Raw genomic sequence first — 13,802 nt, 5'->3', positions numbered from 1 at the left:
CGGCCGGCCCTCCCCGTACTGGACGACCAGCAGCCTTCGCCTGTCCGCTCTAGTCCGCAGTGATCAGGTTGCCTGCTGCCCCGAGTGCCTCGAGGTCGATGCCCGTTGATGAGACCACCGCGTCGCCAGTGATCCCGTCGTAAACGACGGTATAGACGTCCCACTTCTTGGCCTCGACTCCGAAAGGCGCGTCGTTCACGACAGGGGCGTGCACACTCAGGGCCCACATCGGCGCGTCCAGGGGGATTCGAGCATCGCCGCCGAGTCCCGGGGCGTAGGAGGACAGCTCCCCATACGTCGCTCGCACCGCGTAGATCGGGTACGCCTTCTTCTCCTCAGCGCTGAGTGTCGAGAGGAGGCTTCCAGCGCCGTTGGCCAGGTCTAGCGCATTATTCGTCCGCTGCTGCACGTCGATCATCAGCACATCGGCGCCGATCGTTGACGAGGGCTGCTCAGCGGCCTGAGTCGGAGCGGAAGAAGGGATCTGAGCAGGAGTGACCCTTGTCCCCGCCTGAGTCACCCCAGCGCCAGAGCAGCCGGTCAACACTGTGAGAACAGTGGCAACCCCGGCCACCCATCCGACGCCACGGAGAAACGGTCGACCGACCCTCGAATCACTCATGGCTCACCCTAGGACCGCCACCACGATCAAGCACCGCCATGGCGAGGAAAACCGCCCGCTTGGCGATCCCATACGGGACGGCCCCGGGCCGACGTTCAAGCTTCGCGAAGCATCGACCGAACAGCCTCGAGCGTGAACCCCATCACGACGGCGAGATCATGCTCGTTGGCACCGAGAAAAGCCGCGGTGCGCGCATCAGAAACGACTCTCTCCCACCTACCGGATCCCGAGGGCTGACTGCGAAGAATCGCACTCGCCTCCGACGCGCGCACGAGAGCCGCTTCCGCTTCGCTGCGCAGAAGCCTCGGCGGCTCGTCGAGGTCGATTCGCCACCCACGCGCGGACGGCTCGGCGGGGTCATCCATGTCCCGAAGCTACCCAACGTCGACGTCGAGCACCCGTCGCCCATTCACTCGCGTTCGCTGCCCCACCCGCTGCGGGACCCCACCTGCTCACGCGAGCAGGTCAGAGGAGAGACCGAGGCCCTCTGAGCTGACCCCACCCGAACGAACTTTCCGCGATGAAGTCCTGGAGATCGCTCTGGACCGCGAGTGCGAACTCAGCAAGATCGACGCCGCGCTGCAACCCGCGGGCCGATCCGGCTTCACCGAGGATCTCCCAGTGGACACGCACGTCGCCATCATCCAGACGCTCGCCGTCGCGGACGGAACGCTCTGTGCCATCGATGAACAGGCGTGTGAAGGAGAGGCGTAGCGAGGAGAGTTCGCGCTCGCTGAGCATCTCCTCGAAGACAGGGCTTAGCGTCTGACGAAGCTCAGCGTCGGTGATCACTGGTTCCCTCCACGTCCGGCCTCAGCTTGTCACCGTGACGAACGGATTGCGACGGTCGCGGAACGATCTCTCCGGCCGATCAAGCGTCCGGGACCGGTACGGTGACCGCATGGACGACGACACCGAACGTCAGAGCCTTGTGACAAGTATCGAGATCCTCAACGCCTACATCAGAGCTATCGAGAACCCCGAAAAGCTGTTTCGGGTGTGCGCGAACGTCTCGGGAGGTCGCGACGACGAGAGAGCCGCCGTCGCCGCGGCATTCGAGGTCAACGACGTGGTTGCCAATGCAATTCTCGACATACAGGTGAGGCGCTTCACGCCGAGGTCGATCGAGCAGATGCGGAACGAGCTGGCCCGCTATGCCCGTCGACTCGCGGAACTCGACAGACCGTAGACCGACGTCGCCGCAGCACTCGCCACGTCCGCAAACGGCTGACCACGCGTCCGGATGACCATGGTCCTCCGGACGCTTTCAGGCAGACGGCAGAAGTGAGGTTCTTCGGTTCGAAGCATCGGTCCGTACGTGTTCCTGAATGCCGACACCGTGGAAGGCGATACTCCCGCCGGTGATCGCGAGGGACACCGGCAATGCAAGTGCGCTGCCGATGTGGACGAGGGCTTCGGCGACACTCGTCGGCTGCCCGAGCGACACGAGGATCCAGGCACCGGCGATGGGAGCTGTGGTGGCGGCGCCGATGACCCACTGCGCGGCCGGCTCAAGGATCACGGCGTGCACCGCGGCAATCACTGCCGCGAGTGGAGCCGCCAGAGCGACGGCACTGAGGAGGATAAACGTCACCGGCGTTCGCCCGTCGACGGGTGCAGCGAGAACTGACCAGGCCAGCTGATCGGTCGTCCATGCGGATGCTGCGCCACCGACAGCGATGACAAGCGAGGACCACCGACGACCTCGGTGGAGGGCGGCGATCGCCATGAGTAGCCACGCGAGGGCGACGAGTCCAGCGGTGATTACCGCCGGGCCCTCGTACGAGCGCCCCACCAGGTCCACGAACCCGCCGGTGACGACGGTCACCATCCGTCCACCCACCTCGAGGGTCACCGATCCCAGCCAGGCCGCAGCGAGGAGCAGGATCACGCCGATGGCTGTGGTCACCAGCCTCGACGGACGGAGTGGACCGAGAACGGTCTCGGTAGCTCCCGCGCAAGCCAAGTCGAGCCGGTCCCTGCGGGAGGGGCCGATCGTTCCGGTCGCCTCATCGCGGTCGAGGTATGCGCCGATAACGGCGTCTTCTCGGCTCCGCCGCCATGACGCCGGGTACCAGCGCAGAGCCCGCCGGTAGTCGTCGAGGGAGGAGCGGCTCATGCTGGCGCAATCCGGCCGAGGTGGTGAGCAGCACTGGATGCGGCGCGCTCGAGCTGCGCCAAACGCTCGGCGTCTACCGCGAGGCGGACGGCGCCGGCGTCGGTCAGCCGGAAGTACCGGCGCCGGCGCCCGTTGACCTCTTCGTCGCCGTCCGCGGCGACGAGCCCTTGACGCTCAAGACGCTCCAGGGCGGCGTAGAGGGTCGGGATCTTCATCGTCATCGCACCGTCGGAGAGCTCGCGCACCGCCGACACGATGCCGTAGCCGTGCGCTCGTCCAGCGGCGAGGACCGTCATGATCCACACCCGCGGTTCTCGTATCTCTTCCACGCCCGAACCATACTCTGCGTTACGGAGTATCACCAGCGATCGAATCGGTGGTGGCCGTCCCTTATGGGGATCCCCTTACGGAACGCTGCGGGCGGTGAGTCCGCTGCTACTGGTCGCTTTTCACGATGAGGTCGCCAGGTACACCGAGTGCTTCCAGGTCGACGCCCATCCCCGAGGTGACGAAGTCGCCTGTAACCCCGTCCTGAACAACCGTGTAGACATCCCAGGTCTTGCTTCGAGTACCCGACAGAGCGCCTGCCCCGCTGACGAACGTCTCATGAAACGTCAGCGCCCACATCGGTGCGTCCGGTGCGATTCGGGTGTCCCTATCGAAAGCCGGGGAGTAAGAGGTGAGCTGCGCGTAGCTCGCACGCACCGCGTAGACCGGATACGGCGTCGCCTCCTGCTCCCGCAACATCGACGTCACCTCATCGAGGCCCATCATCGGCACGTCACTGGCGATCGTCGGTATCGGCTGAGAACCAGCCTGCACAGCAGCGACGTCGGAGGAGGGCGCGGGTGTGGTGGCCTCCGCTGATGAAGAGGTCATCGTGGGAGACCCACTTGGCACGGTGGCCGCCACGGTCCCCGCGCTCGAACAACTTGTCAGCGCAATGGCGGCAGCGGTGACGCACACCAACCACCCGGCGCAGCGAGAGCCGGCCCGGACACGGCTCGAAATCCCCATGGTTCACCGTAGGACCACCTGCTCGATACCGCACGAAGTCGGGCAAGGGAAAAAGGCCGATCAGCGGTCCCTCACGCGGAAAGTGTCGCACTGGGCGATCCCCTTTCGGGACGGTCAGCCTGCGCTATTACCGCTTGCTCGCCGAGCCTTAGTAACGGCGTCAGTCGAAGATGTCCGGCAAGGTACCGGTGTTGCCCCACCGGCCGACGAGAGCACCTGTCTTTGCATCGATGACGAAAATCATCCAGTCGAGCGGAACCGCGATGGCGCCGAAGCTGTTGCGAATCTCGCCGGTGACACCGACGAGCCAGAGATCGTCGGAGGAGGGGCCGTCCGACGGCGGAGAGAAGCCAGCGAGCAATCCTTCGCTGCCGTACGCCTCCTCCGGCGTGGTCCTGACGGCATCGGTGCTCGTGGCGACTTTGATGGAGGCTTCGTCGCGGAGCGCGAGAGCGATCGCGGCATCAGCCGATTCCACCGGCGCCCCTTCGGCAGTGGGAGCACCGGGCTCGAGCGACCGCGTTTCAGCCGATGCGGATGATTCCACGCTGTGCAGCGTGCCAGGAACGACCATCGCCTCAACGTCGCTCGGAAGGGTGACCATGCTGGGCGTCGCACTGGGCACCGCATGGGGTGCAGCCAGTGCGATACCCGCGCCGGTGACGGTCGCTCCAAGAAGCACCAACGAGGCCAGAACGAGGACTGCCTGCTTGCGTTGCATGGTTGATCCGATCGTCATCAGCGCATCGCTGGCCCGCGCCTACAGGACACTGCGGACTTGACGCTGTGGCATTCACCCACCAGCGCTCCTCAGTACCCCTCAGTATCGACCCCGGCACCTCGGTAGACCATCCCCATACGGGTCGCGCCTCCGGTCGTGATCGGTGTAACGCTGCGAGGACCTGCGGACACTAGTAGGTGTGGGGATGATCAGAACGGACGAAGCCGCCGCCTGGGCGCGTGCGTCCTCGGGCGACGGTGAAGCGTTCGCATCGATCTTCGATGAGCACCGTGCTCGAGCGTTCCGGCACGCGTATCGACTCCTCGTCGACGCGACCGACGCGGAGGACGCGGTAGCGGTCACGTTCCTCGAGCTGTGGCGCCGGCGCCGCAGCGTCGAGCTCGTCGCCGGATCCGTCCTCCCCTGGCTGCTCGTGACCGTCGCCAACACGGCACGCAACCTCAGCCGCGGGCGCAACCGGTACCGGGCCCTTCTGGCCTCTCTGCCCCGCGGCGAGCATCAGTCCTCCGCGGAAGATGCCGTGCTGTATGACGTGATCGATGACCGGCGGCTCGCTGAAGCGCTCGGACGCCTCTCGCCGGCGGACCTGCGTCTGGTGACGCTCGTGATGATCGAGGGCTACAGCCCCGCCGACGCCGCGCCCCTCCTCGGGCTTACCGCCGGCGCCACCCGGACCAGGCTGCATCGCGCCCGCGCGGCGCTGCGCGATCAGCTCGGGCACCCGACCCTCAGCCTCTACGTCCAGTCGACGCTAGGAGATCCGTCATGACCGCCCCGCAGATGAGCGACGAATTCGCTACCGCCTTCCGGCGCGCGCTGATCGAGCACGTCGAGACCCCGTCCCGCTCCCGCCGACACCGGTGGCTGCTGGGCGGCGGGATCGGCGCGGTCGCGCTGTTCGCCGGTACCGCCACAGCCGCCGCCACCGGCCTACTCCCTCTGCCTGGCGCCGCGGTCGTCACGCCGGTCAGCGTGTCCGCAGCCGGGACCTACACCGGCACCGCGACCCTCCAGCTCGGACCCGCCCCTGACGGCGCGACAGGGCTGACCGTCTCGCTGAACTGCCTCACCCCGGGCACCTTCACGCTCACCGGAGGATCGAGTCTCACCTGCTCCGCCAACGACTTCCTCCGACCAGAGGAGGTGCCGGGCTTCGACTCCTTCTTCACTCCCCTCACCGACGCCCCCGATGGGGAGTTCACTGTCACTGCCTCCGCAGGCAGTGGATGGCGGGCTATCGTTGCGTACGCCACGTCCGAGACGACCGCCTGGGCGGAGAACTCCGCCGGCCAGAGCTACGGCGTCATCAACGAGAACGGTGATCCGGACCTCATCGCCGTCGTCGCGAACAACGGCGCGCAGGGCTACGTGCATCGCGGCGACCTCGAGGACGCCGACGGCACCACCGCTCAGCGCTCCTTCACCACACCCGAGGACGCCCTCGAATGGCAGGAGCAGAACAAGGGCATCACCCACACCATCCCCGTCTATGACTCGGACGGAACGACCCTCCTAGGCGAGTTCGACGTCGGATGATCGCGGCGCCCGGACAACCATCCTCTTACGGAACGCTCGCTGTCTCTAGCCTGTGGACATGCGGCCGCTTCGGAGACGACTGCCCGGCTGGGTGCTCGTGCTCGTGTCGGTCCCTCTCGGTCTCGCCTCGATCGTCGCCCGGTAGACCTTCGACGGGATCGATCCGGTGAACGTTCAGTGCTCGCGAGGACCGTTTCGCGAAATGGGCGGCCCCTTTCCCGAGCCCGTCCGCATCACCGGTGGGCCGACGTTCCTACCCTTGGGGGTCAACTGCACCTACGATGCCGTCGGCGATGACATCGGCCCGCAGACGATTCACCACCACGATTTCCCGGCAACGGTCGGCCTCATAGCGAGCGTCTTCGCGTTCGGGGGCGGGGCCCTCATCCTCGTTCGCGATTGGCGACCATCAGCGCCCGCCCGACTATCGGCTGACGGCTGCGTCAACGGGGCGCCCCTTCGCACCTCGTTGGGGCGTCGTCGCAGATGAGTGGAATCTCGCGCGTCTTGTCGTTCTGGTCGCGAGGTGGAGAGATCGGCCGGGCGGGGAAGCGAGATCGGGTGTTGGATGGCGGGGTTGGGGCTTGGGGAGAGGTCCGTGGCGGTGCCGCGGAGGCGGACGGCGAGGGTGGGGATGGGACCAACGGTGGGAGGTGCGGTGGAGTCGGTGACTCTGGCACTGCACGCCGCGGCTCGGGGTCACCTGTTGAGTGGTGTCGAGTCGTTGGCGGCGGGAGTGGAGAGCGCGGGTTGGATGCGGGCGGTGCAAGGCGGCCGGTGGGTGTTCCCTGATGACGCTGGGTGGGATTTGTGGGCGTCGGGATCTCCGTTGCGTGTGATGGTCGTTTTCCGAGGGTCGCAGGACGCTGCTGTCCTCCGAGCTCAGGCGTTGCTGCGTCGAGTGGAGAAGGCGGGCTTCCGGCGTCACGGCAGTGATCCTGCCTGGGTGGGGTCGCGCGGATCGGCGGCGTCTTCTGACAGCTTCGGGTTTCACACGGACTGGCTGCTGTGGAACGACCCCCGGGCGAGGTTCTCGCTGACGGTGAGACCGGCCGTTGATGCGGCGAGGGCCGGTCTGGCGTCGGTGCAGTTCGTCATCGAGCGTGCCGATGCGGTTGCCGAGGAGCCGACCGCTCGCGCCCTTCGAGCTCACGCGATGGCCCGCGAGGGGTCGGCGGTGGAGCGGTGGTTCGTGGCGGGCGAGCAGACCCTGGCGGGTGTCCTGGTGAACCTGCTGCGCCGAGACCCCGACCGCGCGGTTGTGGCCGCCGCGTACGCGCGACCTAATCGGTAGGCCTGCTCACAGGAAAATGCTGCCGGTTCTGGCATGCTCTGTCCGTGGATGCGTCACCGGTGACCGAAGCCGATACGGGCGTGCTCAATGCTCTGGTCCTTCGAATCGCTCGAGGGGATGCGAAAGCGTTCGAGGCGTTCTACGAGTCCACCGTTCAGGGGGTCCTGCGTATCGCGACGGGGGTCCTGCGTGATCGGGCTCAGGCGCAGGAAGTCGCGCAGGACGTGTACCTCGAACTGTGGCGAAGCGCACCGCGGCTGGACCCCGATCGTCCTGTTGAGCACCTGCTTCGGCAGATGGCGCGGCGCCGCGCGATCGACCGGGTCCGCGCCGTCCAAGCGTCCCGGGAACGCGACCACCATTGTGCCGCCCGCGACCACCGACCCGCATAACGGGACGGCGAAATCCTCCTCCTTGTACGGCACCGCGGATGGCGTCGGTCGCAGCTTCCTATCCGGCGTCGCTGACGAGGTCAATGGCGCAATGCTTGTGAGTAGGGTGGCGTTCACTGCCACCCGCAACATCAGAACGGCCATCAAGATTGGTTGCGGTTCGACGAGCATCATCGGGACGCACGACGCGCCCTCCCTGGAAGACTCGCGTCATGCCTCTTGATCCGGATTCGTACGACGCGCTCTCATCCCGCCCGCAGCAAGACCGTCGCAAGCCGGGTCTCGAGGATGTTGTCGAGTCGGTCCTTCTGCTCCTCGTGCTTGCGGCTTTAGGTGCCGTCTTCTTCTTCCTGCTCCTCGTGGAACAGACAGGAATCGCTGCGTGCAGCGGAAACCTCGATGGATGCGACCTCACGCTCTTGAACGCCACGACGTGGATGATCCCCGGAGTAGTTGCAGTGTTCGTCGTGCTCACTACCGTCGGGCTCATCCGCCGCTCGAAGACTCGGCGTCGCAGCAGATCGATCCCTCTGGTCGGCATGGTGGTTACTTTCATCGCGTTCGTGATCGCATCGGTCCTTGTCTCCATCGCCCTCCAAGGTGCGACGGGCTAGCGCCGTTTCAGTGACTCCTGAATGCAGAACTGCCGACCGGCACCATCGGCCGCACCTCATGGCGGCACTACGGCGGTAGGTGTTGACCGCGATGAACGAAACCCGACGACATGGCGTTCCGTGCCGCTAGCGGAGCGTCCGCGGAACCATGTCGCGCGAAGGGATGGGAGCCACGCGAAGGGTCAGCACGTCACCTCCGTCACGCAAGCTCTCACGCTACGAGAAGAGGCTGTGCCGGGGTCGTCGTTTGGGGGATCTGTGGGGCGGTCTGCACTGTTTCCGTCTCCTCAAAATTGGCCCCGTAGGAGGCGGAAGGTGTGTAAATGCGATCGTCTCGGAACATCGCCCAAATGACGTCGAGGCGACGCCGCGCGAGGGCGAGGATGGCCTGCTTGTGCGACTTCCCCTCGCCACGTTTACGGTCGTAGAAGACTCGCGACTCGGTTTTCTGCTGCACGCTGACCATCGCCGCGAGGTAACAGGCGCGCAGCAGCCGTCGGTCGTACCGGCGTGGCCGGTGGTGATTGCTGCTGATCCGGCCCGAGTCACGCGGCGCCGGAGCGAGGCCGGCAACGCCGGCGAGCCGGTCGGCGCTGACGTAGACGCTGAGGTCAGCGCCGGTCGATGCGAGGAACTCGGCCGCGAGCAGCGGACCGAAGCCCGGTATCGAGCGCAAAAGCTCGGCGGCACGGCTGGAATCGACCCGGGCGGCGATGAGCTGGTCAATCTCCGCGATACGGCTTTCGAGAGCGATGACATCGAGTGCGAGTCGGCGGGCGAGTTCCGCCGCGATCGCCTGGCCCGGGAGCACGCTCTGCTGGCTCTTCGCAGCGGCCACTGCGGTGGCCGCGATCGCGACCGCGATCCGGCAGCCTTGCGCACGAAGCCACCGGGCCAGGCGCGACTCCCCCATCTTCCGAATCGCATCCGGCGTCGCGTAGCCGGTGAGCAAGAGGAGCGAGGCGCGGCTGGCGGAGTAGTTGAAGGCTCGCTCGAGCGCGGGGAAGTACTCGAGCAGGTGCCCGCGAAGCCGGTTGATGGCCCGGGTCCGGTCGCAGACGAGGTCCTTCCGGTGCGCGGTCAGCGCGCGCAGCTCAATCCGGCTTTCATCTGCGACGCTCAGCAGTTGCAGGTCTCGGCGCATCCGCGCCTGGTCGGCGATGATCGCCGCGTCCTTCGCGTCGGTCTTCCCATCACCCCGGTACGCCTTCGCCGCATGATGCACGGCGTGGCCGGGGATGTAGACGACTGGCAGGCTGTGAGCGGCGAGGAGGCCGAGGATCAGTGCCGCTCCCCCACTACTGAGATCGATCGCCCATAGGCATTCCGCGCCGGCCGCGAGGTCCGTGACGGCAGCGATCAGCTCGAGTAGCGCCGCCTCGTCGTTGGCTACACGGGCGGAGTAGAGCTTGACGCCGTCGGCGTCGATAACGACGCAGTGATGGTGTCCCTTCCCCGCGTCGATTCCAGCCCAGATCTGCGGCATGGCCGCTCCCTTCCCAACTTTCAGGTGGTGGTGATGGTCACGCCGACGTTTCCTTACGCAGCGATCTGTTCGCTTCTCTCAATTAGCGGTCGAACCATCGGGTGGACGGCGGGCGGCCATTCTTCACGAGCCGTCTCAGCGGCGAAAACCACAGAGCCATACCTGCCGTCCTCGGACGATCGACACACTACGACTGCACCGAAACCGCCCGAGCAACAAGGTAAGGAAAACAGCAATCCGGCCGCGATAGCGGCTTCCTCGCCGCGGCGCTCCGTCGCCGCTGCGCGAGCGAGCTCGCGCCCCGGAACGGGATGCGGGGAGCGCGAGGGGGGGTCGCCCCTCGCGGCCGGCCCGGAGGCCGGCCGCACCCCCGCTGGGTCAGAGCCAGCTCTCGGACCAGCCCTCGGGTGGGACGACGGCGTGCACCTCGCCGGTCCAGTGGAGGTAGTAGAGGGTGCTGCCGTAGTCGTGATCCCCGGCGCTCACGTCCATCTGACGGTTCTCCATGTCCGGCTCCGCTCTGCTCCACCGGGTCGAGACGTCCACGGCTCGAAGCTCTCCCCCGTCGCTGACGAGTCGGGCGCAGACCGGGCATCGCAGCGACTGGTAGGTCTCGCCGTCACCTGTGACGGTCTCGACCCTGAGCACCGGGGCCGCGGCCCACACCTGCTGGTGCAGGCTCTCGATCGTGGCGAGCATCCCGTCCGCGGCCGGAGAGGGGGTGAGGAACGCGATCAGCGCATCGGCGTGATCGGTGCCGTCCTCCTGGACGGGGAATCCGCCGGGCACCCACACTCCGGGGAGGGTGAGCGTGTTGCGGACTCCCGCGAGGAGCCGTTCGACACTCGCGCTCTTGTTCTCCTCGAAGTAGTTGCGCTCGAACGCGACGATGAGGGCGATCTGCTCGAGCGTCGCGCGGCCGGTGTCGGCGTCGACGACCGGTGCGACGCGGGCAGCGTCCGGGGTGAGGAACGCGATCAGCGCGGCGGCGAGGGCGGAGCCGTCGTCCTCGACGGGCTGCGCGCTGGGCAGGGCGTAGGCGTTGCGGACGGCGGCGAGCATCACGTCGTCGCTGTCGTCGGCGTTCTGGTCCCAGTGGGTGCGCTTGTCGGCAATGACGAGGGCGACCTGCTCGGGGGTCGCGAGGCCGATGTCGGTGTCGGTGCGGTACATGGTCGGTTCCTCTCAGCGGGTCGCGGCCAGCGCGGTGTTGATGTCGACGGTGAGGCCGCGCTCAGCGAGGCGGTCGAGGGTGGCGGGGTCCTTCGCAATCTGCTGCCAGCCCTCGGGCGAGACGACGGCCGCAGGGTCCCCGTCGACGTCGTTGAAGACGACGCAGGTCCGGGAGTCCAAAACCGCCCCGGTGCGCGGGCAGAGGATGTTCTTGCTGACGAGGTAGGTGACCATCTGGTTACGGAGGATCGCTTCGAGGGTGTTCATGTGTGTGCTCCTGACTCCTGGCTGATCGTTTTTCTTTGCCTCTCCGGCGGGAAGAACCGTTTGAGTGGAGGCGGCGCAGTGACGCCAGTTCCGGGCGAAATAAGCCCGAAGGGCGCGTCCGGGATCGGTGGCACGGAGCCGGTGGAACGAAATAGGTTGAGACCGCGGAGAGGTGAAGAAAACAGGTGGAACGGGCCGACTCGCGGCCTCCCATTCGCGGCGCTCCGTCGCCGCTGCGCGGGCGGAGCTCGCGCCCCGGAACGGGGATGCTGGGGAGTGTGAGGGGAACGCCCCTCACGGGCCGGCAGGGCCGGCCCGTGCCGCCTAGCTCGCGGCGGCCGCCTCCTCGGCGGCTGCGACGTCGGCCGCCGTGCGGTGCCCCTGTATGTCGGAGTAGGCGACGAAGTAGGGCCGGGTCCCGCCGTTCCAGTCGAGGTCGACGGTCACTGTCTTAGGGTTCACGCGGGTGACGGTGCTCCATCCGAACTTGTGCTCGATCGCGTCGCCCTTCGCGATGGTGTCGCGGCTGTGGATCACGGTCACACCGGCGGCGGCCTGCGCCTCGCGGACGGCGCTCCAGTAGTCGCGCTCGTTCTCGAGCTGCGCCCGCTCGGTGCGCAGCCGGTCAAGCCGCGCGCCGGTGGCGGGGGCGGTCGTCTCGATGTGGCCGCCGCCGAAGTTGTGCGAGCCGCCCTCGATCCGGCGGGTGAGGAGCCTGACGTCGGTGTCGAGCCGGTCGATGCGGCGGGCGACCGCTCGCGGGAGGTAGCGGGCCTCGGTCGTCCGGGCCGCGACGTGGGCGCGGGCGCGGGTGGCCTCGCGGTCGGCCTCGACGGTGCGGCCGAAGGCGGCGTCGGCCTTGGCGATCGCGTTCCGGTGGCGGTTCTCGGAGTGGTGGCCGATCTTGATCGGCTCGCCGCCCTCAGGCAGGCGGCGCAGGGCGCGGCGCGCGGCCTCGTCCGCGTCGTCCGCCTGCGCGGCGCGGCGGTCAGCCTTGGCGTCGAGCGCGTCGACGCGGGCGGCCTGGCGCTCGATCTTCGCGCCCTCGACCTCGGCGGCGGGCCGGAAGCTGTCGTCGGCGTCGACGGTGACCTCGTGCCCTCCCGCGAGCAGCGCGGCCGCCGCGCGGTTGATGGTCGACCACTTTGGGAGGCGGTCGCGGGACTGCGGGACGTACCAGGCGCCGATGGAGCGGCCCCAGCGCCAGCCGGACGCCTTCAGGATCTCGGCGGTGCCGTCGCCGCGGCTGGTCCCCTCGATGAGGGTTCCGGCTTCGGGGGTGTGGGTGATGGTGAGCATGTCGGTTCTCCTTCTCGGTTCGGGGGTTCAGTCGTTCGCGCGGTAGTCGGCGGGCGTCTCGCTGCGGTCGTGCAGCGCGTACGCGGCGGGGAACAGGTCGAGCGCCCGGGCGACCGCGACCGGCACGACGACGAAGGCACCGGAAGCCATGTAGCCGACCCGGCCCGCGGGCAGCGGCTCGGCGGGCTCGAAGTGATGCAGCGTCATCCCGCCCAGCGACGCGCCGCCCTCGCGGGTGACCAGGTGCACGGCCGGGGTCTGCTCCGTCACGGGGTAACGGCCACCGGCGCCGACGATGACGACCTCTCGCGCGGTCCGGCTGATGCCGTCGACGCCGGGGCTGTGGGGGGGTCGTGGTGATGACCTCGGTACGGGTGCCGCGCTGCTGGCTCATGGTGTGTCTCCCTCTGGCTGATCGTTTTTTTTTGCCTCTCCGGCGGGGAAAACCGTTTGAGTGGAGGCGGCGCAGTGACGCCGATTCCGGGCGAAATAAGCCCGCAGGGCGCGTCCGGAATCGGTGGCACGGAGCCGGTGGAGCGAAATAGGTTGAGACCGCGGAGAGGTGAAGAAAACGGGGGAACCGGGCCGCGCAGCGGCCTCCGACCCGCGGCGCTCCGTCGCCGCTGCGCGAGTGCAGCTCGCGCCCCGGAACGGGAAGACCGGGGAGTGTGAAGGGGTCACCCCTCACGGATGGCGGCGCCGGCCCTCGGGGGCGGTGGCCTTCCGCAGCTTCGCGGACGCCGAGTCCGAGTCGACCCGCTGGTCTCTGCAGTTTCTCGAGGCTCTTTTCGCGCCTCTCGCCACCTCGAAGGAGCGGCAGAGGAGGCGCCGCGTCGCGGCGTCAGCTCGTGGCGTCAGGGGTTACTGGATCGCTGAATCGTGATCTGTGCTGGTGAGGTGTCGGAGGCGCTCGAGCTTGTCGATCGCTGCGGTCGCTTGGGAGCTGGGGTGGGTGATGTCGCGTCGGCCGTGTTCAGCGGCGGCCTCGCCGCTGGGGAACAGCGGCACGTCGCTCGTGTAGGTGAGGCAGGCCGGGTCGAGGCGGTGACGGAGGACACCGAGGCGCACGGCGAGTAGGTTCGCGGGGTTCGCGTGGCCGAGCCACCCTGCGCAGGCGCATCCCTCGTCGAGGTGGCAGAGGAACACCGCGGTCGGCTGGTCGGGGTGTAGGTTGCAGCGCTTTTTGGCGGTGTTTTCGCGACGCTACGTGGCGTCTCTGCGTCGGGTTCGGAGGGCGTCCC

General features: G+C 67.7%; 17 protein-coding genes and 2 pseudogenes. 6 read left to right on the top strand and 13 right to left on the bottom strand.

The genetic code is table 11. From position 1 onward, the window contains the following. Positions 1-49: 49 nt before the first annotated feature. The 3 genes from MT353_RS15985 to MT353_RS15975 form a co-directional block, all read right to left on the bottom strand. Positions 50-418: a hypothetical protein gene (locus MT353_RS15985; protein ID WP_243625242.1), complete on the bottom strand. Its 369-nt coding sequence runs from the start codon at positions 416-418 to the stop codon at positions 50-52. A gap of 299 nt (positions 419-717) precedes the next feature. Next, positions 718-987 (bottom strand): hypothetical protein, encoded by a 270-nt coding sequence (locus tag MT353_RS15980; protein WP_243625241.1) that lies wholly within the window; start codon positions 985-987, stop codon positions 718-720. Positions 988-1,087: 100 nt separating this feature from the next. Then, the gene (locus MT353_RS15975; protein WP_243625240.1) at positions 1,088-1,414 is read right to left on the bottom strand and encodes a hypothetical protein; all 327 of its coding nucleotides are present in this window, start codon (positions 1,412-1,414) and stop codon (positions 1,088-1,090) included. A gap of 109 nt (positions 1,415-1,523) precedes the next feature. Between MT353_RS15975 and MT353_RS15970 the strand changes: the two genes are divergently transcribed. Continuing rightward, on the top strand, positions 1,524-1,811 hold the full coding sequence (locus MT353_RS15970; protein ID WP_243625239.1) for a hypothetical protein: 288 nt from the start codon (positions 1,524-1,526) through the stop codon (positions 1,809-1,811). Positions 1,812-1,889: 78 nt separating this feature from the next. On the opposite strand, the gene MT353_RS15965 is transcribed toward MT353_RS15970, so the two are convergent. The 4 genes from MT353_RS15965 to MT353_RS15950 form a co-directional block, all read right to left on the bottom strand. Next, entirely contained in the window at positions 1,890-2,531 is a 642-nt protein-coding gene (locus tag MT353_RS15965; protein ID WP_243625238.1) for a hypothetical protein, read from the bottom strand. Between the two features lie 206 nt (positions 2,532-2,737). Then, positions 2,738-3,070, bottom strand: coding sequence for a PadR family transcriptional regulator (locus MT353_RS15960; protein WP_243625237.1), 333 nt, complete (start codon positions 3,068-3,070; stop codon positions 2,738-2,740). Positions 3,071-3,176: 106 nt separating this feature from the next. Continuing rightward, complete coding sequence (locus MT353_RS15955) at positions 3,177-3,620, bottom strand: hypothetical protein (RefSeq protein WP_243625236.1); 444 nt, start codon at positions 3,618-3,620, stop codon at positions 3,177-3,179. A 298-nt stretch (positions 3,621-3,918) separates the two neighbouring features. Continuing rightward, a complete protein-coding gene (locus MT353_RS15950; protein ID WP_243625235.1) occupies positions 3,919-4,479 on the bottom strand; it encodes a hypothetical protein in 561 nt (186 codons plus the stop codon). 205 nt (positions 4,480-4,684) lie between these two features. Between MT353_RS15950 and MT353_RS15945 the strand changes: the two genes are divergently transcribed. The 5 genes from MT353_RS15945 to MT353_RS15925 all read left to right on the top strand — a co-directional run bounded on the left by MT353_RS15945 (position 4,685) and on the right by MT353_RS15925 (position 8,336). After that, positions 4,685-5,269, top strand: a complete 585-nt coding sequence (locus tag MT353_RS15945; RefSeq protein ID WP_243625234.1) for an RNA polymerase sigma factor — start codon at positions 4,685-4,687, stop codon at positions 5,267-5,269. After that, complete coding sequence (locus tag MT353_RS15940) at positions 5,266-6,036, top strand: peptidase M56 family protein (RefSeq protein WP_243625233.1); 771 nt, start codon at positions 5,266-5,268, stop codon at positions 6,034-6,036. Before MT353_RS15945 ends, MT353_RS15940 begins: the two co-directional genes overlap by 4 nt. A 901-nt stretch (positions 6,037-6,937) precedes the next feature. After that, positions 6,938-7,330 carry a hypothetical protein gene (locus tag MT353_RS15935; protein ID WP_243625232.1) on the top strand — a complete coding sequence of 131 codons (393 nt, stop codon included), beginning with the start codon at positions 6,938-6,940 and terminating at the stop codon, positions 7,328-7,330. A 44-nt stretch (positions 7,331-7,374) separates the two neighbouring features. Next, the gene (locus MT353_RS22145; protein ID WP_374204715.1) at positions 7,375-7,722 is read left to right on the top strand and encodes a sigma factor; all 348 of its coding nucleotides are present in this window, start codon (positions 7,375-7,377) and stop codon (positions 7,720-7,722) included. A gap of 212 nt (positions 7,723-7,934) precedes the next feature. Then, positions 7,935-8,336: a hypothetical protein gene (locus MT353_RS15925; protein WP_243625230.1), complete on the top strand. Its 402-nt coding sequence runs from the start codon at positions 7,935-7,937 to the stop codon at positions 8,334-8,336. Positions 8,337-8,631: 295 nt separating this feature from the next. Here MT353_RS15925 and MT353_RS15920 read toward each other — a convergent pair. The 6 genes and pseudogenes from MT353_RS15920 to MT353_RS15895 all read right to left on the bottom strand — a co-directional run. Next, a pseudogene (locus tag MT353_RS15920) lies at positions 8,632-9,822 on the bottom strand (IS110 family transposase); the annotation flags it as partial. Positions 9,823-10,200: 378 nt separating this feature from the next. Further along, positions 10,201-10,995 carry a hypothetical protein gene (locus tag MT353_RS15915; RefSeq protein WP_243625229.1) on the bottom strand — a complete coding sequence of 265 codons (795 nt, stop codon included), beginning with the start codon at positions 10,993-10,995 and terminating at the stop codon, positions 10,201-10,203. Positions 10,996-11,007: 12 nt separating this feature from the next. Then, positions 11,008-11,262, bottom strand: a complete 255-nt coding sequence (locus MT353_RS15910; protein WP_243625228.1) for a hypothetical protein — start codon at positions 11,260-11,262, stop codon at positions 11,008-11,010. A gap of 324 nt (positions 11,263-11,586) precedes the next feature. Then, a complete protein-coding gene (locus tag MT353_RS15905; protein WP_243625227.1) occupies positions 11,587-12,561 on the bottom strand; it encodes a DUF3560 domain-containing protein in 975 nt (324 codons plus the stop codon). 27 nt (positions 12,562-12,588) lie between these two features. Further along, a complete protein-coding gene (locus MT353_RS15900) occupies positions 12,589-12,831 on the bottom strand; it encodes a hypothetical protein (protein WP_243625226.1) in 243 nt (80 codons plus the stop codon). A 591-nt stretch (positions 12,832-13,422) separates the two neighbouring features. Continuing rightward, a pseudogene (locus tag MT353_RS15895) lies at positions 13,423-13,716 on the bottom strand (DUF6283 family protein); the annotation flags it as partial. Positions 13,717-13,802 lie beyond the last annotated feature (86 nt).

This window comes from Rathayibacter sp. VKM Ac-2927 (assembly GCF_022815525.1).
GTDB classification, from domain to species: Bacteria; Actinomycetota; Actinomycetes; order Actinomycetales; family Microbacteriaceae; genus Rathayibacter; species Rathayibacter festucae.
The sequence above is the reverse complement of the archived record's forward strand: the minus strand, read 5'-3'. Positions and strand labels throughout refer to the sequence as shown.